The following is a 20,004-nucleotide window of genomic DNA, read 5'->3' as shown; positions in this document are numbered from 1 at the left end:
CCGGCCAGCGGCCGGCACTACCCTGCTTCAGCGCTTGACCTTGCGCAGCGACACCACCAGCGCCCACAGCGCCAGCAGCACGAACCACACGCCCGACCACATCGGCATGGTCAGGCCGAGGAAGGTCCAGTCGATGTTGCCGCAGTTGCCAGTGCCGGTCAGCACCGTGCGGAACACTTCCAGCGGCCCCATGGTCTCGCTCAGGAAGGCCAGCGGCGGGCCACAGGTGGACCCCATTTCCGGCGGCAGCATCTGCACGTAGACGTGGCGCGCGGCGATGCCGACACCCACTGCGGCGGCAATGAACGCCAGCACGCCATAGGTCGCGCGTCCGGGGCGGTTGGACGGACCATGCAGTGCACCGATCAGGAACAGCAGGCCAAGCGCAGCGAAGGCCAGGCGCTGGAAGATGCACAGCGGACACGGCTCCAGGCCCATCTTCAGCTGCAGGAAGATCGCGTAGCCAAGCAGGCCCGCGCAGATCAGGAAGCCCAGGAAGAACTGGGCGCGGAAGGGCCAGCGCAGTGGATTCATCGTCAACGCTCGAATGGATCAGGCGCCAAGCGTAACCGAGAGTGCGCGCCATTCGAACCGCCACAGGTGACGCCTGTCGGAACGGTGTGGGTCAGAGCCCTTTCCTGCAGAAAGGGATCCGCCCCCGGAAACGCAAAAGCCCGGCAGAGGCCGGGCTTTCGCTGTGTCGCATTGGAGCGGTCCGATTACTCGGCCACTTCCTCGGCCACGACCGGACGGTCAACCAGCTCGACGTAGGCCATCGGCGCGTTGTCGCCAGCGCGGAAGCCGCACTTCAGCAGACGCAGGTAGCCGCCCGGACGGTTCGCGTAGCGCGGGCCCAGGATGGTGAACAGGTTGCCCACGGCTTCGTTGTCGCGCAGGCGGGCGAAGGCCAGACGGCGGTTGGCGACGGAATCGACCTTGGCCAGGGTGATCAGCGGCTCGGCAACGCGGCGCAGTTCCTTGGCCTTCGGCAGGGTGGTCTTGATCAGCTCGTGCTTGAACAGCGAGGCAGCCATGTTCTTGAACATCGCTTCGCGGTGGGCGCTGGTACGGCTGAACTTACGGCCAGACTTCTGGTGACGCATGGTGATATTCCTTGGTTAATGATGAGACTGTGCGGATCGTTGTCGCCATCCTGGCGTTGCTGCGCGGACTGCGGTTGGTCCTGGCCGCCCGTCCTGGACGACCTGCCACGCGAACCTGGGGTTCGTCATGGCATGTTGTGTTGCGTTGAAGGCCCCACCGCGAACGGTGGAGCCTTCAGACATTACCGATATCAGCCCAGCATGCCGTGGCTGGCGACACCGGCCGGCGGCCAGTTCTCCAGCTTCATGCCGAGCGACAGGCCGCGCTGAGCCAGCACTTCCTTGATCTCGGTGAGCGACTTCTTGCCCAGGTTCGGGGTCTTCAGCAGCTCCACTTCGGTCTTCTGGATCAGATCGCCGATGTAGTAGATGCTTTCAGCCTTCAGGCAGTTGGCCGAACGCACGGTCAGCTCCAGATCGTCGATCGGGCGCAGCAGCACCGGATCCACGCCGTTGTTGGCCGGCTTGGCTGCACCGCGGTCGCGGTGGGTGAAGTCACCGAACACCGACAGCTGGTCGCTGAGGATGTCGGCGGCGGTGCGCACGGCTTCCTCGGCGTCGATGGTGCCGTTGGTCTCGATATCGATGACCAGCTTGTCCAGGTCGGTACGCTGTTCGACGCGGGCCGCTTCCACGGCATAGGCGACGCGGCGGACCGGCGAGAACGAGGCATCCAGGACCAGACGGCCGATGGCACGGGTTTCTTCGTCCGGACGACGACGCGCGGCAGCCGGCTGGTAGCCGAAACCACGTTCGATCTTCAGACGCATGTTGATCGCCGTATCCTTGGTCAGGTGGCAGATCACGTGTTCGCCGTTCAGGATCTCCACATTGTGGTCGACCTTGATGTCGGCAGCGGTGACAACGCCCGGGCCCTGCTTGGACAGGGACAGGGTGGCGCTGTCGCCGGAGTGCATACGGATGGCCACGTCCTTGAGGTTCAGCAGGACTTCGAGCACGTCCTCCTGCAGACCTTCGACCGTGGTGTACTCATGCAACACGCCGTCGATTTCGACTTCCGTGATGGCGAAGCCCGGGATGGACGACAGCAGCACGCGACGCAGGGCATTACCCAGCGTATGCCCGTAACCCCGCTCCAAAGGTTCGATAACGACCTTTGCACGGGTGTCGGTAAGGCGTTCGATCTGCGGACCGCGAGGACGCAGAACCTGGTTGGCGGTAACCGTCATGTTGCGGGTTCTCCTAGTGAACCCCCGGCCGTCGCCGGGGGCTCTCCAATGTGAATTACTTCGAATACAGCTCGACGATCAGCGCTTCGTTGATGTCCGCAGGCAGATCCGAACGATCCGGAACAGCCTTGAAGATGCCGGTGAACTTACCGGAATCCACTTCAACCCACGACGGGCTCAGGTCATGCTGGGCGGCGACGGTCAGGGCTTCCTGGACGCGCAGCTGCTTGGCAGCCTTTTCAGACAGAGCGATGGCGTCGCCAGCCTTGACCTGGTACGAAGCCAGGTTGACCGACTTGCCATTCACGGTGACGCCGCGGTGCGACACCAGCTGACGGGCAGCCGGACGGGTCACGGCGAAGCCCATGCGGTAGACGACGTTGTCCAGGCGGGTTTCCAGCAGCTGCAGCAGGTTCTCGCCGGTGTTGCCCTTCTTGGTCGAGGCCTTCTTGTAGTAGTTGCGGAACTGACGCTCCAGCAGGCCGTAGATACGCTTGACCTTCTGCTTTTCACGCAGCTGGGTGGCGTAGTCGGACAGCTTGCCCTTGCGGGCAGTGGCGCCGTGCTGGCCGGGCTTCTGCTCCAGCTTGCACTTCGAGTCCAGCGCACGCGCCGGGCTCTTCAGGGACAGGTCGGCGCCTTCGCGACGGGCGAGCTTACAGGTAGGACCGATATAACGAGCCATTTCTTATCGCTCCCTTTAGACGCGACGCTTCTTCGGCGGACGGCACCCGTTGTGCGGGATAGGCGTCACGTCGATGATGTTGGTGATCTTGTAGCCGACGTTGTTCAACGAACGCACGGCCGACTCACGGCCCGGACCCGGGCCCTTGATGCGGACTTCCAGCGACTTCACGCCGTAGTCCAGCGCAGCACGACCGGCCTTTTCAGCAGCCACCTGGGCAGCGAACGGGGTCGACTTGCGCGAACCGCGGAAGCCAGCGCCACCGGAGGTCGCCCACGACAGAGCGTTGCCCTGGCGGTCGGTGATGGTGACGATGGTGTTGTTGAACGAAGCGTGGACGTGGGCAACGCCGTCGGTGACGACGCGCTTGATCTTCTTCTTGGTCTTAGCAGCGGGCTTAGCCATTTCTCAGTCCCTTACTTCTTGATCGCCTTGCGCGGACCCTTGCGGGTGCGGGCGTTGGTACGGGTGCGCTGGCCACGCAGCGGGAGGCCACGACGGTGACGCAGGCCGCGGTAGCAGCCCAGGTCCATCAGGCGCTTGATCGCGATGCCGATCTCACGGCGCAGATCGCCTTCCACGATGTACTTGCCGACTTCGGCGCGCAGGCGCTCGATTTCCGGCTCCGACAGATCGCGGATCTTGGTGGTCGAAGCAACGCCTGCGACTTCGCAGACCTTCTTCGAACGGGTACGGCCGATGCCGTAAATGCTTTGCAACCCGACCCAGACGTGCTTCTGGGCTGGCAGGTTGACGCCTGCAATACGCGCCATGACGCGGTTCTCCAGCTGAGTGATGGCCGACAGCGCGCCTCGGGCACGCCAATCCGGCAGGATGGATCAAAAAAGTGAACTAGCGATACTAACAAGGTTCCGGTTTACATGGAAGCCCGTGAAACCATTGGTTTCATGAACCCGGCCTGGGGAGTGTGCCCAGGCTCCGGCGCCGGATGGGGTTGGACCTGGGGTTTCCCCCGGAGCCGCCCGCGCTACTCCAGCGCGGGACCACCTCATCACACCCCCACCCGGAACCGCTGCGGGGGCCGCCCTTCGTTTGTGTGGCCGGAGTCCGCGAAGCGGAGGGACCATCACGTCAGGAAGACGAAAGTATAACAGGCCAATCAGCCGCGGGCAAAACCGCCGCGGTTGCCACCCTTCAGGTTGGCCTTCTTCAGCAGGCTCTCGTACTGGTGGGACATCAGGTGCGCCTGCACCTGGGCGATGAAGTCCATCACCACCACCACCACGATCAGCAGCGAAGTACCGCCGAAGTAGAACGAGGCGTTCAGCTGCGTGCGCATCAGCTCCGGCAGCAGGCAGACGATCACCAGGTAGGCCGAGCCGGCCGCGGTCAGGCGGGTCAGCACGCCGTCGATGTAATCGGCAGTGGCCTTGCCCGGACGGATGCCCGGAATCAGCGCGCCCGACTTCTTCAGGTTGTCGGCGGTTTCCTGCGAGTTGAACACCAGCGCGGTATAGAAGAACGCGAAACCGGTGATCAGCGCAGCGAACACGATCATGTGCAGCGGCTCGCCCGGGCCGAGCGCGTTGGCGACCTTCTGCAGGGCCTGGCCGAAGCTGCTCTGGTTGGCAGCCTGGCCGGACCACATGGCCAGGGTGGCCGGGAAGGCCAGCAGGCTCGAGGCGAAGATCGCCGGGATGACGCCGGCCATGTTGAGCTTCAGCGGCAGGAACGAGGTCTGGTTCATGTACGCGTTGCGACCGCCCTGGCGGCGCGCGTAGTTGACCGTGATCCGGCGCTGGCCACGCTCGACGAACACCACGAAGAAGGTGAAGGCGAGCACGACGATGGCGATCAGCAGCAGCTGGATGAACTGGATGTTGCCGTCGCGGTAGGCGTCGAAGGTGTGGATGATCGCACCCGGCAGGCCAGCGACGATACCGGCGAAGATGATCAGCGACACGCCATTGCCGATGCCGCGCTCGGTGACCTGCTCACCGACCCACATCAGGAACATGGTGCCGGCGGTCAGCGCGACCACGGCGGTGAGCACGAAGCCCATGCCCGGCGCGTACACGACCGGAGCGCCCGACGGCGAGACCTGGCCCTGCAGGGCCAGTGCGATCGAGCCGCCCTGCACCACTGCCAGCAGCACGGCGCCGATGCGCGAATACTGGGTGATCTTGCGGCGGCCGGACTCACCTTCCTTCTGCATCGCCTTCAGGGCGGGGAAGATGTGCACGGCCAGCTGCATCACGATCGATGCCGAAATGTACGGCATCACGTTCAGCGCGAAGATGCTGAAACGGTGCAGGGCGCCGCCCGAGAACATGTTGAACATGTCCACGATGCCGCCGCCCTGCTGTTGCATCATGGCAAGCATGGCATCGGGATTGACGCCCGGCACCGGCACGTAGCAGCCGATGCGATAGACGATCAAAGCCCCGACGACGAACAGCAAACGTTGGCGAAGTTCAGTGAACTTGCCCATTCCGCCCGCGAGGTTACCGATGCCAGCTTGCGCCATGATTTTCTTACTCCGTTACGCTGCCGCCGGCAGCTTCGATCGCAGCCTTGGCACCAGCCGTGGCAGCGATACCCTTCAGGGTGAACGCCTTGGTCACTTCGCCCTTGACGACGACCTTGGCCTTCTTTGCAGTGCTCGGGACCAGCTTGGCAGCACGCAGGGCGGCGAAGTCGATCTCACCGGCCGGCAGCTTGTCCAGCGCGTACAGCAGCACTTCAGCGGTGTCCTTGGCGATCGGCGAACGGAAGCCGATCTTCGGCAGACGACGCTGCATGGGGGTCTGGCCGCCTTCGAAGCCAGCCTTGATCTTGCCGCCACCCTTACGGGCGAACGAACCCTTGTGGCCGCGGCCGGCAGTCTTGCCCAGGCCCGAGCCGATACCGCGACCGACGCGGGTGCGCTCGGTGCGGGCGCCCGGTGCCGGGCTCAGTTCATTGAGACGCAGAGTCATGATCGATTACTCCTCAACCTTGACGAGGTAGTGAACGGTGTTGATCAGACCGCGAACCTGCGGGCTGTCCTTCAGTTCACGCACATCGTTGAGCTTGTTCAGACCCAGAGCACGCACCGACAGGCGGTGACGCGACTGAGCACCACGCAGGCCGCGCACCAGGCGCACCTTCACAGTCTTGTTGGACTCATTAGCCATGGTTGAGTTCCTCCACCTTCTTGCCGCGCTTGGCCGCGATGCGAGCCGGCGACTGCGCAGCAGACAGGCCCTTCACGGTGGCACGCACCAGGTTGATCGGGTTGCGCGAACCGGTGGCCTTGGCCAGCACGTTCTTCACGCCAACGGCTTCCAGCACGGCGCGCATGGCACCGCCGGCGATGACGCCGGTACCTTCCGAAGCCGGCTGCATGAACACGCGGGCTGCGCCGTGACCATCCTTGATGGTGTGCCACAGGGTGCCGTTGTTCAGGTCAACGCTGACCAGGTTCTTGCGGGCCTGTTCCATCGACTTCTGGATGGCGACCGGCACTTCGCGGGCCTTGCCATAGCCGAAACCGACCTTGCCTTCGCCGTCGCCGACCACGGTCAGGGCGGTGAAGGTGAACTGGCGGCCACCCTTGACGGTCTTGCTGACGCGGTTGACCGCGACCAGCTTTTCGATCATGCCGTCATCGACTTTCTCTTCGCGGTTACGGTCGCGATCGCGACCCCGCTGCTGACGCTCTTCTGCCATTTTGATTCCTTGGTAGTTTGGGTATGTACGGCTCGGGGCCGCTTATGGTTGTGGAATGTCGCGTTGTTCCGGTGGGCCACTGCAGAAGAGTGGCGCCGTCCAGCCTCACTCAGGCGGGCGAGCAGGCGGGCAGGAGACCACAGGTCCCCTGCCCTTATCCCTTAGAACTGCAGGCCGGCTTCGCGGGCGGCTTCTGCCAGGGCCTTGATGCGGCCGTGGTAGCGGTAGCCCGAACGATCGAAGGCAACCTTCTCGACGCCGGCGGCCTTGGCGCGCTCAGCGACGATACGGCCGACCTTGGCGGCGGCGTCGGCGTTCTTGCCGTTCTTCAGGCCTTCCATGACGTCGGTCTGGGTGGTGTTGGCAGCAGCCAGCACCTTGGAACCGTCGGCGGTGAAGACCTGGGCGTACAGGTGCTGGCCGGTGCGCAGCACCGACAGGCGGGCGACGCCGAGCTCACGGATGTGGGCGCGGGTCGACTTGGCGCGACGCAGGCGGGCGATGTTCTTGTTCATTTTGATTATTCCTTGAAAGCTGAAGGTTGGGCTTTTCCCTGAGGAGTCCGCACAAGGATGTGCGGGCTCTTGCGAGGGACTCGCACTTACGCCTTCTTGGCTTCCTTACGGATGATGACTTCGTCGGAGTACTTCACGCCCTTGCCCTTGTACGGCTCCGGCTTGCGGAACGCACGGATCTTGGCGGCAACTTCACCGACGACCTGCTTGTCAGCGCCCTGGACCAGGATCTCGGTCTGGGTCGGGGTGGTGATGGTGATGCCTTCCGGCGCCACGAACACGACCGGGTGCGAGAAGCCCAGCGACAGGCTCAGGTCCTTGCCCTGCATGGCAGCGCGGTAACCCACGCCGACCAGCTCCAGCTTGCGCTCGAAGCCTTCGGACACGCCCTTGACCATGTTGGCCAGGATCGCACGCACGGTACCGGTCAGTGCGACCAGCTCGGCGTTCTCGGTGCTCAGGGTGGCAACGCCGTTGTCGACGTTGATGGCAATACCGGCCGGCTTGGCCAGCGACAGGGAACCCTTCGGGCCCTTGGCGGTGACGCTGTCCGACTGGACGTTCAGTTCAACCTTACCCAGGTCGATCGGCTTCTTGGCTACGCGGGACATAGTTCTACTCCTTTCGCCTTAGGCCACGAAGCACAGGACTTCGCCGCCGACGCCCAGCTGGCGCGCCTGCGCATCAGTCATGATGCCCTTGGAGGTGGAAATGATGGAGATACCCAGGCCGTTCATGACCTTCGGCAGCTCGCTCTTGCCGCGGTACTGGCGCAGGCCCGAACGCGAGAAGCGCTTCAGGGTCGCGATGACCGGCTTGCCTTCGAAATACTTCAGCACGATTTCCAGCTCGGACTTGTTGTTTTCCAGCTGGGTCACGCGCAGGTCGGTGATGTAACCCTCGTCCTTCAGGACCTGGGCGATCGCAACCTTGATCTTGGACGACGGGGCTTTCACCGTCTGCTTGCCAACCGCGGCCGCATTCTTGATGCGGACCAGCAGGTCGGCGATGGGATCAGTCATGCTCATATGAGTACCTTTGAGTGCACCGATATCCGCTTTCGCGAAAATCTGTTGTCTCCTGGAAACGGGCCAGGTCCCTTGATGCAGCGGGCCAAGGGCCCACTCCTACAACCCCGTTTGCACAGGGCAAGACGCGGGAGTATACGCCAAAAGAGCCCGGCTTGCGCCGGGCTCTTCGGTTTTTTTGCGTCGGGAAAGCTGAATGCCTCCCCTGCCCGGTTCAGGCACCCCCGAAGGGGCGCCTGATCGCAGGGCCGGCTGGGATTACCAGCTGGCCTTGCGCAGACCCGGGACGTCGCCACGCATGGTGGCTTCACGCAGCTTGTTACGGCCCAGGCCGAACTTGCTGTAGACGCCACGCGGACGACCCGACAGCTCGCAACGGTTGCGCTGGCGGCTCGGCGACGAATCGCGCGGCAGCTTGGCCAGCTTGGTTGCGGCGTCGATCTTCTCTTCGTAGGTCGCGTCCACGGAGGACACGATCTTCTTCAGAGCTGCACGCTTTTCAGCGTACTTCTTTGCCAGCTTTTCCCGCTTGATGTCGCGGTTGACCATGGAGGTCTTTGCCATTTCGGTTTCCTCGACAGATCAGTTACGGAACGGGAACTTGAACGCTGCCAGCAGCGCCTTCGCTTCCGCGTCGGTCTTCGCAGTGGTGGTGATGGCGATATCCATACCGCGGATCGCGTCGACGGCGTCGAAGTCGATTTCCGGGAAGATGATCTGCTCCTTCACACCCATGTTGAAGTTGCCGCGGCCGTCGAAGGAACGACCGGAAACACCACGGAAGTCGCGCACGCGCGGCAGCGAGATGTTGATCAGGCGATCCAGGAACTCGTACATCTTGTGGCGACGCAGCGTGGTCTTGCAGCCGATCGGCCAACCATCGCGGATCTTGAACGACGCAACCGACACACGCGACTTGGTGACAACCGGCTTCTGGCCGGAAATCTTGGTCATGTCGCCGACGGCGTTTTCCAGGATCTTCTTGTTGGTGGCCGCTTCGCCGACACCCATGTTCAGGGTGACCTTGACCAGCTTCGGCACTTCCATCGGATTGGTGTAGCCGAACTGCTTCATCAGCGCCGGCACCACTTCGTCCTTGTAGAACTTTTCGAGACGGGAACTCATCTTCTCATTCCTCAGGCGTCGAGCGCCTCACCGCTGGAGCGGAACACACGCAGTTTGCGTCCATCCTCCAGCACCTTGAAGCCAACGCGTTCGCCCTTGCCCGAAGCCGGGTTCAGAACATTCACGTTGGAGATATGGATCGAAGCTTCGCGCTCGACCACGCCGCCGGCAACACCTGCCTGCGGGTTCGGCTTGGTGTGGCGCTTGACGATGTTCACGTTGGCGACGACCACACGGTCGCCGTCGACGCGGACGACTTCGCCCTGCTTGCCCTTGTCCTTGCCAGCGTTGACGACAACCTGGTCGCCCTTCTTGATACGGTTAGCCATGATTATCTCCTGTCGCTCACAGCACTTCGGGAGCGAGCGAGACGATCTTCATGAACTTCTCCGAACGAAGTTCACGGGTCACCGGCCCGAAGATACGGGTACCGATCGGCTCCTGCTTGTTGTTCAGCAGGACGGCAGCGTTGCCGTCGAAGCGGATCAGCGAGCCGTCGGCGCGACGCACACCCTTGCGGGTACGCACCACGACGGCGTCATACACTTCACCCTTCTTGACCTTGCCGCGCGGAATCGCATCCTTCACGGTGACCTTGATGATGTCGCCGATGCCGGCGTAACGGCGCTTGGAACCACCCAGCACCTTGAAGCACATCACCTGCTTGGCACCCGAATTGTCCGCGACGTCAAGGTAGCTCTGCATCTGGATCATGATTCAGCTCCTTATTCAGCCGCGCGCGTGATGACTTCCACCACGCGCCAGTTCTTGGTCTTGGACATCGGAGCAATCTCGGTCACGCGGACGACATCGCCTTCCTTGCAGGCGTTGTCGGCATCGTGGGCGTGCAGCTTCGTCGAGCGCTTGATGTACTTGCCGTACAGCGCGTGCTTGACCTGACGCTCAACCAGGACGGTAACCGTCTTGTCCATCTTGTTGCTGACGACACGGCCTTCGACCGTGCGCAGCGTCTTCTTTTCCAGTATTGTCGCTCATAGCGGCCATCCTTACTTCGTGCTGCCGAGCAGGGTCTTGACGCGAGCAATCTCGCGACGGACCCGGCGAATGTCGTGGGTCTTCGGCAGCTGGCCGGTGACCTGCTGCATACGGACAGAGAACTGTTCCTTACGCAGGTCGATCAGGTGGGCCTTGAGTTCGTCAGCCGACTTTTCACGGAGAGTTTTGATATCCATCAGCGCACCGTACGGGTCACGAAAGTGGTGGTGACCGAGAGCTTGGCGGCGGCCAGGCGGAACGCCTCGCGAGCCACTTCCTCGGAAACACCCTCGATTTCATAGATCATGCGGCCGGGCTGGATCTGGGCCACCCAGTATTCCACGTTGCCCTTACCAGAACCCATTCGGACTTCGATGGGCTTCTTGGTGATGGGCTTGTCGGGGAACACGCGGATCCACATCTTGCCGCCGCGCTTGACGTAGCGGCTGATCGAGCGGCGGGCCGCTTCGATCTGACGCGCGGTCAGCTGACCGTGTGCGGTTGCCTTCAGGCCGTATTCGCCGAAGCTGACAGCGTTGGCGCTCCAGCTCAGGCCATCGTTACGGCCCTTGTGTACCTTGCGGTACTTGGTTCGCTTGGGTTGCAACATTGTCGTTACCTCGCTTCACGGGCCGGGCGCTGACGGTCACCACGGTCGCCGCGATCGTGACGATCGTTGCGCGACGGGGTGTCGTCCTGCTTTTCCTGGCCAACCTGGGAGAAATCGAAGACCTCGCCCTTGTAGATCCAGACCTTGATGCCGATGATGCCGTAGGTCGTCTTGGCTTCAGCGAAGCCATAGTCGATGTCGGCACGCAGGGTGTGCAGCGGCACGCGGCCTTCGCGGTACCACTCCGAACGGGCGATTTCTGCACCGTTGAGGCGGCCACCGACGTTGACCTTGATGCCCAGGGCACCCAGACGCATCGCGTTGCCGACCGAGCGCTTCATTGCACGGCGGAACATGATGCGACGCTCCAGCTGCTGGGCGATCGACTCGGCAACGAGCTGCGCGTCCAGTTCCGGCTTGCGCACTTCGGTGACGTTGATGTGCGCCGGGACGCCCATCATCTCGCTCACTTCCTTGCGCAGCTTCTCGATGTCCTCACCGCGCTTGCCGATCACCACGCCCGGACGGGCGGTGTGGATCGTCACGCGAGCGGTCTTGGCCGGACGCTCGATCAGGATCTTGCTGATGCCGGCCTGAGCCAGCTTCTTGCGCAGCATTTCGCGCACTTTCAGGTCGGCTGCCAGGTAACCAGCGAACTCGGCCTTGTTGGCGTACCACTTGGAGTTCCAGTCCTTGGAAATGCCGAGGCGGATACCAATCGGATGAACTTTATGACCCATGGTCTTTTCCTTATCCGCTTACTTGGCGGCGCCCACAACCACAGTGATGTGGCTGGTGCGCTTGAGGATGCGGGTACCGCGGCCTTTCGCCCGCGCCATGAAACGCTTCAGGGTCGGACCTTCATCAACCATGATGGTCTGAACCTTCAGCTCGTCGACGTCGGCGCCCTGGTTGTTCTCGGCGTTGGCAATTGCCGACTCCACCACCTTCTTGATCAGGTGGGCAGCCTTCTTGTCCGAGAACTTCAGCAGGTTGACCGCACGCTCGGCCGGCAGACCGCGCACCTGGTCAGCGACCAGACGAGCCTTCTGCGGGGAGATGCGCGCAGTGCGCAGGATGGCTTTCGCTTCCATTGTCATCTCTCCTTACTTGCCCGACTTCTTGTCACCACCGTGACCCTTGAAGGTCCGGGTGATGGCAAATTCGCCGAGCTTGTGGCCGACCATGTTCTCGTTGACGAGAACCGGGATGTGGTTCTTGCCGTTATGCACGGCAATGGTGACGCCTACCATGTCAGGCAGGATCATCGAACGGCGCGACCAGGTCTTGATCGGCTTCTTGCTGCCCGCAGCGGCCTCCACCTTCTTGACGAGGTGGTGATCGACGAACGGGCCCTTCTTGAGTGAACGTGCCATGGTCGATTAGCCCCTACGATCGCGGACGATGAACTGCTGAGTGCGCTTGTTATGGCGCGTCTTGTAACCCTTGGTCGGGACACCCCACGGGGTGACCGGATGCGGATTACCCTGGCCGGCCTTCGCCTCACCACCACCGTGCGGGTGGTCAACCGGGTTCATGGCAGCACCACGAACGGTCGGGCGGACGCCGCGCCAACGCTTGGCACCGGCCTTGCCCAGCTTTTCCAGGCTGTGCTCGTCGTTGCCGACTTCGCCGATGGTGGCGCAGCACTCGACCGGAACCTTACGCATTTCACCCGAGCGCAGGCGCAGGGTGGCGTAGATGCCTTCGCGAGCCACCAGCTGCACGGCCGCACCAGCGGCGCGAGCGATCTGAGCGCCCTTGCCCGGCTTCAGTTCGATGCAGTGGATGGTGGTGCCGACCGGGATGTTGCGCAGCGGCAGGGTGTTGCCAGCCTTGATCGGGGCATCCGAACCAGCGATCACCTGATCACCAGCCTTCAGGCCCTTCGGGGCGATGATGTAGCGACGCTCACCGTCGACGTAGCACAGCAGAGCGATGTGCGCGGTGCGGTTCGGATCGTATTCGATGCGTTCCACGCGCGCCGGGATGCCCAGCTTGTTGCGCTTGAAGTCGATGATGCGGTAGTGCTGCTTGGCACCACCACCGACGTGACGCACGGTGATGCGGCCATGGTGGTTACGACCACCCGAGCGGCTCTGCGACTCGACCAGCGCAGCGTGCGGAGCACCCTTGTGCAGGTCGGGAGTGACCACGCGCACGGCCGAACGGCGGCCGGGGGAAGTGGGCTTGAATTTCATCAATGGCATGGGATGTACCTCAGGCCTTGGCCGTTACATCGATCGACTGGCCATCGGCCAGGCGAACGTACGCCTTGCGCCAATCGCCGCGGCGGCCAGCACGGTTACGGAAGGACTTGTTCTTGCCCTTGACGTTGACCACGTTGACGGCTTCGACCTTGACGTCGAACAGCTGCTCAACCGCGGCCTTTACATCGGCCTTGGTGGCTTCGTTCGAAACTTCGAAGACATACTGGTTGGAGAGTTCCTGCAGGCGCGCGGTCTTTTCGGAGACACGCGGGGCACGCAGCACGCTGAAGATTTTTTCGTTGCTGTTCATGCCAGCCACTCCTCGACCTTCTTGACCGCGTCAGCGGTGATGACGACCGTGTCGGCACCCACCAGCGAGACCGGATCCAGACCCTGGACGTCACGCACCTGCACGTACGGCAGATTGCGGGCGGACAGGTACAGGTGCTCGGACGCTTCTTCGGTGACGATCAGCGGGCGCTTGCCCACTTCCAGGCCGGCCAGCTTGGCGATCAGACCCTTCGTGTTGGTCACTTCGACGTCGAAGGACTCCACGATGGTCAGACGGCCCTGACGGTTCAGCTCGGACAGGATCGCGCACATGGCGGCACGGTACTGCTTACGATTGACCTTCTGCTCGAAGCTGCGCGGCTTGGCCGCGAAGGTGACACCGCCGCCGACGAAGATCGGAGCCGTCAGTGCGCCATGACGCGCGCCGCCGCCCTTCTGCTTCTTCGACTTCTTGGTGGTACCAGCCACTTCGGAGCGAGTCTTCTGTGCCTTGGTGCCGGCGCGACCGGCGTTGCGGTAGGCAACGACGACCTGGTGGACCAGATCTTCGCTGAAATCGCGACCGAACACGGCGTCGGAGACCGAGACCTTGTTGTTGCTACCCGTGATAACGAGTTCCATCGTCATCTCTCCTTATGCCTTGCTCGCCGGACGGACGATCACGTCGCCACCCGCCGCGCCCGGAACGGCGCCGCGAACGGCGATCAGACCGCGCTCGACGTCGACCTTGACCACTTCCAGGTTCTGGGTGCTCTGCTGCACCGCGCCCATGTGGCCCGACATCTTCTTGCCCGGGAAAACGCGACCCGGGGTCTGGCGCTGACCCAGCGAACCCGGCGCGCGATGCGACAGCGAGTTACCGTGGGTTGCATCGCCCATACGGAAGTTGTGGCGCTTGATGGTGCCCTGGAAGCCCTTACCCTTGGTGACACCCTGGACGTCGACGATCTGGCCGACTTCGAAGATGTCCGCCTTGACTTCGCCGCCAACGGCGAAATCGCCGAGCTGCGCGTCTTCAACGCGGAATTCCCACAGGCCACGACCCGCTTCCACCTTCGCCTTGGCGAAGTGGCCGGCTTCCGGCTTGTTGACCAGGGCAGCGCGACGCGCGCCGACGGTCACCTGCACGGCGCTGTAGCCGTCGGTTTCGACGGTCTTGATCTGCGCGATGCGGTTCGGGGTTGCTTCGATCAGGGTCACCGGGATGGAGCGGCCATCTTCAGTGAACACGCGGCTCATGCCAGCCTTGCGGCCCACGAAGCCCAACGAATACTTCTTCGTCATGGTCGTAGTCCTCAGGTCAGCTTGATCTGAACGTCGACGCCGGCAGCCAGTTCGAGCTTCATCAGCGCGTCCACGGTCTTGTCATTCGGGTCAACGATATCGAGCACGCGCTTGTGCGTGCGGGTCTCGTACTGGTCACGCGCGTCCTTGTCGACGTGCGGGGAAACGAGAACGGTGTAACGCTCGATCTTGGTCGGCAGCGGGATCGGGCCACGCACTTGCGCGCCGGTCCGCTTTGCCGTTTCAACGATCTCGCTGGCCGAACGGTCGATCAGACGATGATCGAACGCTTTCAGCCGGATCCGGATCTTTTGGTCCGCCATGGCGGTAGGTTCCTTCGTTAAAAGAGCGACAGACAAAGCCTCTGGGTTGCTTTGTCCCATGAAATTCCTGAATACGGACGACCCACAGTCCTGCAGGCCGCCAAGGTCACTCCATAGACCTCAAAAACGTAGGCAGACCAGTTACCCGGCCTGCCCAGACGTAGAAGCATAATGGCACGCAAGGCAGCTGTCAACAGTCGCCTGTTGACGCCGCCTGAATGGCATTGACCCTTCCTGGTCCGGGGAACACAAGGCACATCCTGTGCCTGCTTTCCCATTTGATACGCCCCGATGCCCTACCCAGGCAACATCGGGGCGCAGATACTACCAGATTACTCGATGATCTTCGAGACCACGCCGGCGCCGACGGTACGGCCGCCTTCGCGGATGGCGAAGCGCAGGCCTTCGTCCATTGCCACCGGGTTGATCAGGGTGACGACCATCTTGACGTTGTCACCCGGCATCACCATTTCGACGCCTTCCGGCAGAGCAGCTGCGCCGGTGATGTCGGTGGTGCGGAAGTAGAACTGCGGACGGTAGCCGTTGAAGAACGGGGTGTGACGGCCACCCTCGTCCTTCGACAGGACGTAGACTTCGCCTTCGAACTTGGTGTGCGGCTTGATCGAGCCCGGCTTGGCCAGAACCTGGCCACGCTCGACGTCGTCACGCTTGGTGCCGCGCAGCAGCAGGCCAGCGTTGTCGCCTGCCTGACCCTGGTCCAGCAGCTTGCGGAACATTTCAACGCCGGTCACGGTGGTCTTCTGCACCGGACGGATGCCGACGATTTCGATTTCGTCGCCAACCTTGATCACGCCGCGCTCGATACGACCGGTCACCACGGTGCCGCGGCCCGAGATCGAGAACACGTCTTCCACCGGCATCAGGAACGGCTTGTCGATCGCACGTTCCGGCTCCGGAATCCAGCTGTCCAGGGCATCGACCAGCTTCAGGATGGCCGGCACGCCGATGTCGCTCTGGTCGCCTTCCAGCGCCAGACGGGCCGAACCGGCGATGATCGGGGTGTCGTCGCCCGGGAAGTCGTACTTGCTCAGCAGCTCGCGCACTTCCATCTCGACCAGCTCGAGCAGCTCGGCGTCGTCAACCATGTCGGCCTTGTTCAGGAACACGACGATGTACGGCACGCCGACCTGACGCGACAGCAGGATGTGCTCGCGGGTCTGCGGCATCGGGCCGTCAGCGGCCGAGCACACCAGGATCGCGCCGTCCATCTGGGCGGCACCGGTGATCATGTTCTTGACGTAGTCAGCGTGGCCCGGGCAATCGACGTGGGCGTAGTGACGGACCGGGGATTCGTACTCGACGTGCGCGGTCGAGATCGTGATACCACGCGCCTTTTCTTCCGGCGCGGCGTCGATCGAGGAGTAATCCTTGAACTCGCCACCGAAGCGCTCGGCACCGATCTTGGTCAGTGCAGCGGTCAGCGTGGTCTTGCCGTGATCGACGTGACCGATGGTGCCGACGTTGACGTGCGGCTTGGTGCGCTCGAACTTACCCTTTGCCATTGTTCTATACCTTGATTGTTCGTAAGTGGTTTCAAGAGAGGCTGAGCGAGGCTCAGCCCTTCTTCATGACGGCTTCGGCGATGTTGGTCGGAGCCGGCTCGTAGTGATCGAATTCCATGGTGAAGGTGGCGCGGCCCTGGGTCTGCGAACGCAGCGCAGTGGCGTAGCCGAACATTTCACCCAGCGGGATCATCGCGTTGATGATCGAAGCGGAGCCGTCACCGGTGGTGTCGGAACCCTGCAGCACGCCGCGACGACGGCTGACGTCGCCCATCACGTCACCCTGGTAATCCTCCGGGGTCACGATCTCGACCTTCATGATCGGCTCCAGCAGCACCGGCTTGGCCTTGGCGAAGCCCTGCTTGAAGGCCATCGACGAAGCCAGCTTGAACGCCATTTCCGAGGAGTCGACGTCGTGGTACGAACCGAACACCAGCTTCACCTTGACGTCCACGACCGGGAAGCCAGCCAGCGGACCGCTGGTGATGGTTTCGCGCAGGCCCTTTTCAACCGACGGAATGAATTCCTTCGGGATCACGCCGCCGGTGATGTCGTTGATGAACAGGAAGTCGTCCTTGATGGCCGGAGCCAGCTTCGGATCGGCACGGTCGGCAGCGGTGATCGGCGACAGTTCGATCACGACGTGACCGTACTGACCCTTACCACCGGACTGCTTGGCGTGCTTGTAGTCCGACTTGACGTCGGCCAGGGTGATGGTTTCGCGGTAGGCCACCTGCGGCGCGCCGACGTTGGCTTCAACGTTGAACTCGCGCTTCAGGCGGTCGACGATGATGTCCAGGTGCAGCTCGCCCATGCCCGAGATGATGGTCTGGCCGGATTCTTCGTCGGTCTTGACGCGGAACGACGGATCTTCCTGCGCCAGACGGCCCAGGGCCAGACCCATCTTTTCCTGGTCCGACTTGGTCTTCGGCTCGACGGCCATCGAGATCACCGGCTCCGGGAACGTCATGCGCTCCAGGATGATCGGGGCGTCCACGGCGCACAGGGTGTCACCGGTGGTGGTGTCCTTCAGGCCCACGGCAGCGGCGATGTCACCGGCCAGAACTTCCTTGATTTCCTCGCGGTTGTTCGAGTGCATCTGCAGGATGCGGCCGATGCGCTCCTTCTTGCCCTTCACCGAGTTCAGCACGGTGTCGCCACCGTTCAGGGTGCCCGAGTAGACACGGAAGAAGGTCAGCGCGCCGACGAACGGGTCGGTGATGATCTTGAAGGCGAGCGACGAGAACGGAGCCTTGTCGTCCGACTTGCGGGTCATTTCGACGGTGTCGTCGTCAACGTCCACGCCCTTCACGTCCGGCACGTCGACCGGCGACGGCAGCAGCTGGATCACGCCGTCCAGCATGGCCTGCACGCCCTTGTTCTTGAAGGCCGAGCCGCAGTACATCGGCACGATCTCGGTGGCCAGGGTGCGGGTACGCAGCGCGTTGATGATTTCAGCCTCGGCCAGCTCTTCGCCGCCCAGGTACTTTTCCATCAGCTCTTCGCTGGCTTCGGCAGCGGTCTCGACCATGAACTGGCGAGCCTCTTCAGCCGGGCCCTGCAGCTCGGCCGGGATTTCACCGTATTCGAACTTCATGCCCTGCGAAGCCTCATCCCAATGGATGGCCTTCATCTTCAGCAGGTCGACGACGCCCTTGAAGTTGTCTTCAGCGCCGATCGGCAGCTGCATCGGCACGGCAACCGCGCCCAGCTTGGCCTTCAGCTGGCCGACGACCTTCTGGAAGTTGGCACCGGTGCGGTCCATCTTGTTGACGAACGCGATGCGCGGCACGTGGTACTTGTTGGCCTGGCGCCACACGGTTTCCGACTGCGGCTGCACGCCACCGACGGCGCACAGGACGAAGACGGCACCGTCGAGCACGCGCAGCGAGCGCTCCACTTCGATGGTGAAGTCGACGTGCCCGGGGGTGTCGATGATGTTGAAGCGGTGCTCCGGCAGGGACTTGTCCATGCCCTTCCAGAACGCGGTGGTGGCAGCGGACTGGATCGTGATGCCACGCTCCTGCTCCTGCTCCATCCAGTCCATGGTGGCGGCGCCGTCGTGCACTTCACCGATCTTGTGGCTCTTGCCGGTGTAGAACAGGATGCGCTCGGACGTGGTGGTCTTGCCGGCATCGATGTGAGCCATGATGCCGAAGTTACGGTAACGCTCGATGGGAGTGGAACGGGCCACGGGAGCCTCTCAGATTTCTTGGATTTCGGATGGCCGAACGCCGCCTTTCGGCGGCCTTCGGATTGGCGCAGTCCTTCTGGGACCGCGAGGCAGCACGCACCGAAGTGGTGCTGCCCTGCCTGTTTTACAAGGCCGTCAAACTCACCAGCGGTAGTGGGCGAATGCCTTGTTGGCTTCGGCCATGCGGTGGGTTTCTTCGCGCTTCTTGATGGCGCCGCCACGGTTTTCCGAGGCGTCGATCAGTTCAGCAGCCAGCTTCTTCGGCATGGTGTTCTCACCACGCTTGCGCGCGGAGTCGATCAGCCAGCGCATGGCCAGGGCCATCTTGCGCGACGAACGCACTTCGACCGGCACCTGGTAGGTGGCACCACCGACGCGACGCGACTTGACTTCGACCGCCGGAGCGACGTTGTCCAGAGCCTTCTGCACCAGTTCAATGGCGTTGGCGCTGCTGTTCTTCTCGGTGATCACGTCCATGGCGCCGTACACGATCTTTTCGGCGACGGACTTCTTGCCGCTCTGCATGACCATGTTGATGAAGCGGGCGATGGTTTCGCTTCCGTGCTTCGGATCGGGCAGGACGGAACGCTGCGGAGTATTACCCTTACGCGACATAGTGCTCTCTCCTTATGCCTTCGGACGCTTGGCGCCGTACTTGGAACGGGCCTGGCGACGCTTGGCAACGCCGGCGGCGTCGAGCGAGCCACGAACGGTGTGGTAACGCACACCCGGCAGGTCCTTGACGCGACCGCCGCGGATCAGGACCACGGAGTGCTCCTGCAGGTTGTGGCCTTCACCACCGATGTAGGAAATCACTTCTTCCTGGTTGGTCAGGCGGACCTTGGCAACCTTGCGCAGAGCCGAGTTCGGCTTCTTCGGAGTGGTGGTGTAGACACGGGTGCAGACGCCACGGCGCTGCGGGCACTTGTCGAGCGCCGGCGAGGCACTCTTGTAGGTGGTCGCTTGCCGCGGCTTGCGGACCAGCTGGTTGATCGTCGCCATCAGTAGGTTCTTCTGATTGGTGGCCGGAAAATCCGACCAGAGATGCGGAAATGTTAAAGCAGGCCAAAATTCTGGCCTGCTGAGACAGACGATTGTAGCAACCTGCCAGGAAAGCAGTCAAACGCCTCCTGTCAAGCCCGTTCCTGATCCCGGAACGTTACTGGGGGGCCTCCATGTACCCCGTTCAGGTTGGCCGGGTCGATCGCGGACGATCTCCCCTGCCCTTTCCCTATCCCATCGATGGACCGATGGG

The 20,004-nt window shown here is 62.7% G+C and carries 31 protein-coding genes and 1 pseudogene; all 32 read right to left on the bottom strand.

The genetic code is table 11. From position 1 onward, the window contains the following. Positions 1 to 27: 27 nt before the first annotated feature. On the bottom strand, positions 28 to 534 hold the full coding sequence (locus tag ACZK4Z_RS04135; RefSeq protein WP_010483974.1) for a disulfide bond formation protein B: 507 nt from the start codon (positions 532 to 534) through the stop codon (positions 28 to 30). A 185-nt stretch (positions 535 to 719) separates the two neighbouring features. Further along, positions 720 to 1,103: a 50S ribosomal protein L17 gene (rplQ, locus tag ACZK4Z_RS04130; RefSeq protein WP_005408217.1), complete on the bottom strand. Its 384-nt coding sequence runs from the start codon at positions 1,101 to 1,103 to the stop codon at positions 720 to 722. Positions 1,104 to 1,294: 191 nt separating this feature from the next. Next, complete coding sequence (locus tag ACZK4Z_RS04125; protein ID WP_010483975.1) at positions 1,295 to 2,293, bottom strand: DNA-directed RNA polymerase subunit alpha; 999 nt, start codon at positions 2,291 to 2,293, stop codon at positions 1,295 to 1,297. Positions 2,294 to 2,348: 55 nt separating this feature from the next. Beyond that, positions 2,349 to 2,978 carry a 30S ribosomal protein S4 gene (rpsD, locus tag ACZK4Z_RS04120; protein WP_004145446.1) on the bottom strand — a complete coding sequence of 210 codons (630 nt, stop codon included), beginning with the start codon at positions 2,976 to 2,978 and terminating at the stop codon, positions 2,349 to 2,351. Positions 2,979 to 2,993: 15 nt separating this feature from the next. Then, positions 2,994 to 3,383 carry a 30S ribosomal protein S11 gene (gene rpsK / locus ACZK4Z_RS04115; protein WP_004145443.1) on the bottom strand — a complete coding sequence of 130 codons (390 nt, stop codon included), beginning with the start codon at positions 3,381 to 3,383 and terminating at the stop codon, positions 2,994 to 2,996. Positions 3,384 to 3,394: 11 nt separating this feature from the next. After that, positions 3,395 to 3,751, bottom strand: coding sequence for a 30S ribosomal protein S13 (gene rpsM, locus ACZK4Z_RS04110; RefSeq protein ID WP_004154500.1), 357 nt, complete (start codon positions 3,749 to 3,751; stop codon positions 3,395 to 3,397). A 347-nt stretch (positions 3,752 to 4,098) separates the two neighbouring features. Next, a complete protein-coding gene (gene secY, locus ACZK4Z_RS04105) occupies positions 4,099 to 5,466 on the bottom strand; it encodes a preprotein translocase subunit SecY (RefSeq protein WP_125895182.1) in 1,368 nt (455 codons plus the stop codon). 7 nt (positions 5,467 to 5,473) lie between these two features. Beyond that, complete coding sequence (rplO, locus tag ACZK4Z_RS04100) at positions 5,474 to 5,917, bottom strand: 50S ribosomal protein L15 (protein WP_004154498.1); 444 nt, start codon at positions 5,915 to 5,917, stop codon at positions 5,474 to 5,476. Positions 5,918 to 5,923: 6 nt separating this feature from the next. Continuing rightward, on the bottom strand, positions 5,924 to 6,115 hold the full coding sequence (gene rpmD / locus ACZK4Z_RS04095) for a 50S ribosomal protein L30 (RefSeq protein ID WP_004145412.1): 192 nt from the start codon (positions 6,113 to 6,115) through the stop codon (positions 5,924 to 5,926). Further along, complete coding sequence (rpsE, locus tag ACZK4Z_RS04090) at positions 6,108 to 6,650, bottom strand: 30S ribosomal protein S5 (protein ID WP_004145411.1); 543 nt, start codon at positions 6,648 to 6,650, stop codon at positions 6,108 to 6,110. The genes rpmD and rpsE overlap by 8 nt, the downstream gene beginning before the upstream one ends. Before the next feature lie 161 nt (positions 6,651 to 6,811). Continuing rightward, on the bottom strand, positions 6,812 to 7,171 hold the full coding sequence (gene rplR / locus ACZK4Z_RS04085) for a 50S ribosomal protein L18 (protein ID WP_024957318.1): 360 nt from the start codon (positions 7,169 to 7,171) through the stop codon (positions 6,812 to 6,814). Between the two features lie 80 nt (positions 7,172 to 7,251). Continuing rightward, complete coding sequence (rplF, locus tag ACZK4Z_RS04080; protein ID WP_010483977.1) at positions 7,252 to 7,776, bottom strand: 50S ribosomal protein L6; 525 nt, start codon at positions 7,774 to 7,776, stop codon at positions 7,252 to 7,254. Between the two features lie 18 nt (positions 7,777 to 7,794). Then, positions 7,795 to 8,193: a 30S ribosomal protein S8 gene (gene rpsH, locus ACZK4Z_RS04075; protein ID WP_005408210.1), complete on the bottom strand. Its 399-nt coding sequence runs from the start codon at positions 8,191 to 8,193 to the stop codon at positions 7,795 to 7,797. Between the two features lie 258 nt (positions 8,194 to 8,451). After that, the gene (rpsN, locus tag ACZK4Z_RS04070) at positions 8,452 to 8,757 is read right to left on the bottom strand and encodes a 30S ribosomal protein S14 (protein WP_005408209.1); all 306 of its coding nucleotides are present in this window, start codon (positions 8,755 to 8,757) and stop codon (positions 8,452 to 8,454) included. Between the two features lie 18 nt (positions 8,758 to 8,775). After that, the gene (gene rplE, locus ACZK4Z_RS04065; protein ID WP_004154491.1) at positions 8,776 to 9,318 is read right to left on the bottom strand and encodes a 50S ribosomal protein L5; all 543 of its coding nucleotides are present in this window, start codon (positions 9,316 to 9,318) and stop codon (positions 8,776 to 8,778) included. Between the two features lie 11 nt (positions 9,319 to 9,329). Further along, positions 9,330 to 9,647 (bottom strand): 50S ribosomal protein L24, encoded by a 318-nt coding sequence (gene rplX, locus ACZK4Z_RS04060; protein WP_004154490.1) that lies wholly within the window; start codon positions 9,645 to 9,647, stop codon positions 9,330 to 9,332. Positions 9,648 to 9,663: 16 nt separating this feature from the next. After that, positions 9,664 to 10,032, bottom strand: a complete 369-nt coding sequence (gene rplN / locus ACZK4Z_RS04055) for a 50S ribosomal protein L14 (RefSeq protein ID WP_010483978.1) — start codon at positions 10,030 to 10,032, stop codon at positions 9,664 to 9,666. Positions 10,033 to 10,043: 11 nt separating this feature from the next. Next, positions 10,044 to 10,314: pseudogene (gene rpsQ / locus ACZK4Z_RS04050) on the bottom strand (30S ribosomal protein S17). Positions 10,315 to 10,325: 11 nt separating this feature from the next. Further along, the gene (gene rpmC, locus ACZK4Z_RS04045; RefSeq protein ID WP_004154487.1) at positions 10,326 to 10,511 is read right to left on the bottom strand and encodes a 50S ribosomal protein L29; all 186 of its coding nucleotides are present in this window, start codon (positions 10,509 to 10,511) and stop codon (positions 10,326 to 10,328) included. Further along, positions 10,511 to 10,924 carry a 50S ribosomal protein L16 gene (rplP, locus tag ACZK4Z_RS04040; protein ID WP_004154486.1) on the bottom strand — a complete coding sequence of 138 codons (414 nt, stop codon included), beginning with the start codon at positions 10,922 to 10,924 and terminating at the stop codon, positions 10,511 to 10,513. The genes rpmC and rplP overlap by 1 nt, the downstream gene beginning before the upstream one ends. Before the next feature lie 5 nt (positions 10,925 to 10,929). Continuing rightward, positions 10,930 to 11,664 (bottom strand): 30S ribosomal protein S3, encoded by a 735-nt coding sequence (rpsC, locus tag ACZK4Z_RS04035; RefSeq protein WP_004145350.1) that lies wholly within the window; start codon positions 11,662 to 11,664, stop codon positions 10,930 to 10,932. An 18-nt stretch (positions 11,665 to 11,682) separates the two neighbouring features. Further along, a complete protein-coding gene (rplV, locus tag ACZK4Z_RS04030; protein WP_004145348.1) occupies positions 11,683 to 12,018 on the bottom strand; it encodes a 50S ribosomal protein L22 in 336 nt (111 codons plus the stop codon). A 12-nt stretch (positions 12,019 to 12,030) separates the two neighbouring features. Next, positions 12,031 to 12,300 (bottom strand): 30S ribosomal protein S19, encoded by a 270-nt coding sequence (rpsS, locus tag ACZK4Z_RS04025; RefSeq protein WP_004154485.1) that lies wholly within the window; start codon positions 12,298 to 12,300, stop codon positions 12,031 to 12,033. 6 nt (positions 12,301 to 12,306) lie between these two features. Further along, entirely contained in the window at positions 12,307 to 13,134 is an 828-nt protein-coding gene (gene rplB, locus ACZK4Z_RS04020) for a 50S ribosomal protein L2 (protein ID WP_004145339.1), read from the bottom strand. Between the two features lie 10 nt (positions 13,135 to 13,144). Next, positions 13,145 to 13,444 (bottom strand): 50S ribosomal protein L23, encoded by a 300-nt coding sequence (rplW, locus tag ACZK4Z_RS04015; RefSeq protein WP_004145338.1) that lies wholly within the window; start codon positions 13,442 to 13,444, stop codon positions 13,145 to 13,147. Continuing rightward, complete coding sequence (gene rplD / locus ACZK4Z_RS04010; protein ID WP_004145337.1) at positions 13,441 to 14,046, bottom strand: 50S ribosomal protein L4; 606 nt, start codon at positions 14,044 to 14,046, stop codon at positions 13,441 to 13,443. Before rplD ends, rplW begins: the two co-directional genes overlap by 4 nt. A gap of 12 nt (positions 14,047 to 14,058) precedes the next feature. Then, entirely contained in the window at positions 14,059 to 14,709 is a 651-nt protein-coding gene (rplC, locus tag ACZK4Z_RS04005; protein ID WP_004145336.1) for a 50S ribosomal protein L3, read from the bottom strand. Between the two features lie 11 nt (positions 14,710 to 14,720). Continuing rightward, positions 14,721 to 15,032, bottom strand: a complete 312-nt coding sequence (gene rpsJ, locus ACZK4Z_RS04000; RefSeq protein ID WP_005408208.1) for a 30S ribosomal protein S10 — start codon at positions 15,030 to 15,032, stop codon at positions 14,721 to 14,723. A 332-nt stretch (positions 15,033 to 15,364) separates the two neighbouring features. Further along, positions 15,365 to 16,555, bottom strand: a complete 1,191-nt coding sequence (gene tuf / locus ACZK4Z_RS03995; RefSeq protein ID WP_004154360.1) for an elongation factor Tu — start codon at positions 16,553 to 16,555, stop codon at positions 15,365 to 15,367. A 52-nt stretch (positions 16,556 to 16,607) separates the two neighbouring features. Beyond that, the gene (gene fusA, locus ACZK4Z_RS03990) at positions 16,608 to 18,749 is read right to left on the bottom strand and encodes an elongation factor G (protein WP_005408207.1); all 2,142 of its coding nucleotides are present in this window, start codon (positions 18,747 to 18,749) and stop codon (positions 16,608 to 16,610) included. Positions 18,750 to 18,890: 141 nt separating this feature from the next. Continuing rightward, on the bottom strand, positions 18,891 to 19,364 hold the full coding sequence (rpsG, locus tag ACZK4Z_RS03985; RefSeq protein ID WP_004145321.1) for a 30S ribosomal protein S7: 474 nt from the start codon (positions 19,362 to 19,364) through the stop codon (positions 18,891 to 18,893). A gap of 12 nt (positions 19,365 to 19,376) precedes the next feature. Then, entirely contained in the window at positions 19,377 to 19,751 is a 375-nt protein-coding gene (gene rpsL / locus ACZK4Z_RS03980; RefSeq protein WP_004145320.1) for a 30S ribosomal protein S12, read from the bottom strand. Between the last annotated feature and the right edge of the window lie 253 nt (positions 19,752 to 20,004).

The organism is Stenotrophomonas sp. 71799_Sma, from assembly GCF_056482505.1.
Note: the sequence above shows the minus strand (reverse complement) of the source record. Positions and strands in the feature narration are given on the sequence as shown.

Bases quoted from the DNA above. Each gene is read 5' to 3' on its own strand.
- ACZK4Z_RS04135 (WP_010483974.1), bottom strand. From the start codon at position 534: ATGAATCCACTGCGCTGGCCCTTCCGCGCCCAGTTCTTCCTGGGCTTC.
- rplQ (WP_005408217.1), bottom strand. From the start codon at position 1,103: ATGCGTCACCAGAAGTCTGGCCGTAAGTTCAGCCGTACCAGCGCCCAC.
- ACZK4Z_RS04125 (WP_010483975.1), bottom strand. From the start codon at position 2,293: ATGACGGTTACCGCCAACCAGGTTCTGCGTCCTCGCGGTCCGCAGATC.
- rpsD (WP_004145446.1), bottom strand. From the start codon at position 2,978: ATGGCTCGTTATATCGGTCCTACCTGTAAGCTCGCCCGTCGCGAAGGC.
- rpsK (WP_004145443.1), bottom strand. From the start codon at position 3,383: ATGGCTAAGCCCGCTGCTAAGACCAAGAAGAAGATCAAGCGCGTCGTC.
- rpsM (WP_004154500.1), bottom strand. From the start codon at position 3,751: ATGGCGCGTATTGCAGGCGTCAACCTGCCAGCCCAGAAGCACGTCTGG.
- secY (WP_125895182.1), bottom strand. From the start codon at position 5,466: ATGGCGCAAGCTGGCATCGGTAACCTCGCGGGCGGAATGGGCAAGTTC.
- rplO (WP_004154498.1), bottom strand. From the start codon at position 5,917: ATGACTCTGCGTCTCAATGAACTGAGCCCGGCACCGGGCGCCCGCACC.
- rpmD (WP_004145412.1), bottom strand. From the start codon at position 6,115: ATGGCTAATGAGTCCAACAAGACTGTGAAGGTGCGCCTGGTGCGCGGC.
- rpsE (WP_004145411.1), bottom strand. From the start codon at position 6,650: ATGGCAGAAGAGCGTCAGCAGCGGGGTCGCGATCGCGACCGTAACCGC.
- rplF (WP_010483977.1), bottom strand. From the start codon at position 7,776: ATGTCCCGCGTAGCCAAGAAGCCGATCGACCTGGGTAAGGTTGAACTG.
- rpsH (WP_005408210.1), bottom strand. From the start codon at position 8,193: ATGAGCATGACTGATCCCATCGCCGACCTGCTGGTCCGCATCAAGAAT.
- rpsN (WP_005408209.1), bottom strand. From the start codon at position 8,757: ATGGCAAAGACCTCCATGGTCAACCGCGACATCAAGCGGGAAAAGCTG.
- rplE (WP_004154491.1), bottom strand. From the start codon at position 9,318: ATGAGTTCCCGTCTCGAAAAGTTCTACAAGGACGAAGTGGTGCCGGCG.
- rplX (WP_004154490.1), bottom strand. From the start codon at position 9,647: ATGGCTAACCGTATCAAGAAGGGCGACCAGGTTGTCGTCAACGCTGGC.
- rplN (WP_010483978.1), bottom strand. From the start codon at position 10,032: ATGATCCAGATGCAGAGCTACCTTGACGTCGCGGACAATTCGGGTGCC.
- rpmC (WP_004154487.1), bottom strand. From the start codon at position 10,511: ATGGATATCAAAACTCTCCGTGAAAAGTCGGCTGACGAACTCAAGGCC.
- rplP (WP_004154486.1), bottom strand. From the start codon at position 10,924: ATGTTGCAACCCAAGCGAACCAAGTACCGCAAGGTACACAAGGGCCGT.
- rpsC (WP_004145350.1), bottom strand. From the start codon at position 11,664: ATGGGTCATAAAGTTCATCCGATTGGTATCCGCCTCGGCATTTCCAAG.
- rplV (WP_004145348.1), bottom strand. From the start codon at position 12,018: ATGGAAGCGAAAGCCATCCTGCGCACTGCGCGCATCTCCCCGCAGAAG.
- rpsS (WP_004154485.1), bottom strand. From the start codon at position 12,300: ATGGCACGTTCACTCAAGAAGGGCCCGTTCGTCGATCACCACCTCGTC.
- rplB (WP_004145339.1), bottom strand. From the start codon at position 13,134: ATGCCATTGATGAAATTCAAGCCCACTTCCCCCGGCCGCCGTTCGGCC.
- rplW (WP_004145338.1), bottom strand. From the start codon at position 13,444: ATGAACAGCAACGAAAAAATCTTCAGCGTGCTGCGTGCCCCGCGTGTC.
- rplD (WP_004145337.1), bottom strand. From the start codon at position 14,046: ATGGAACTCGTTATCACGGGTAGCAACAACAAGGTCTCGGTCTCCGAC.
- rplC (WP_004145336.1), bottom strand. From the start codon at position 14,709: ATGACGAAGAAGTATTCGTTGGGCTTCGTGGGCCGCAAGGCTGGCATG.
- rpsJ (WP_005408208.1), bottom strand. From the start codon at position 15,032: ATGGCGGACCAAAAGATCCGGATCCGGCTGAAAGCGTTCGATCATCGT.
- tuf (WP_004154360.1), bottom strand. From the start codon at position 16,555: ATGGCAAAGGGTAAGTTCGAGCGCACCAAGCCGCACGTCAACGTCGGC.
- rpsG (WP_004145321.1), bottom strand. From the start codon at position 19,364: ATGTCGCGTAAGGGTAATACTCCGCAGCGTTCCGTCCTGCCCGATCCG.
- rpsL (WP_004145320.1), bottom strand. From the start codon at position 19,751: ATGGCGACGATCAACCAGCTGGTCCGCAAGCCGCGGCAAGCGACCACC.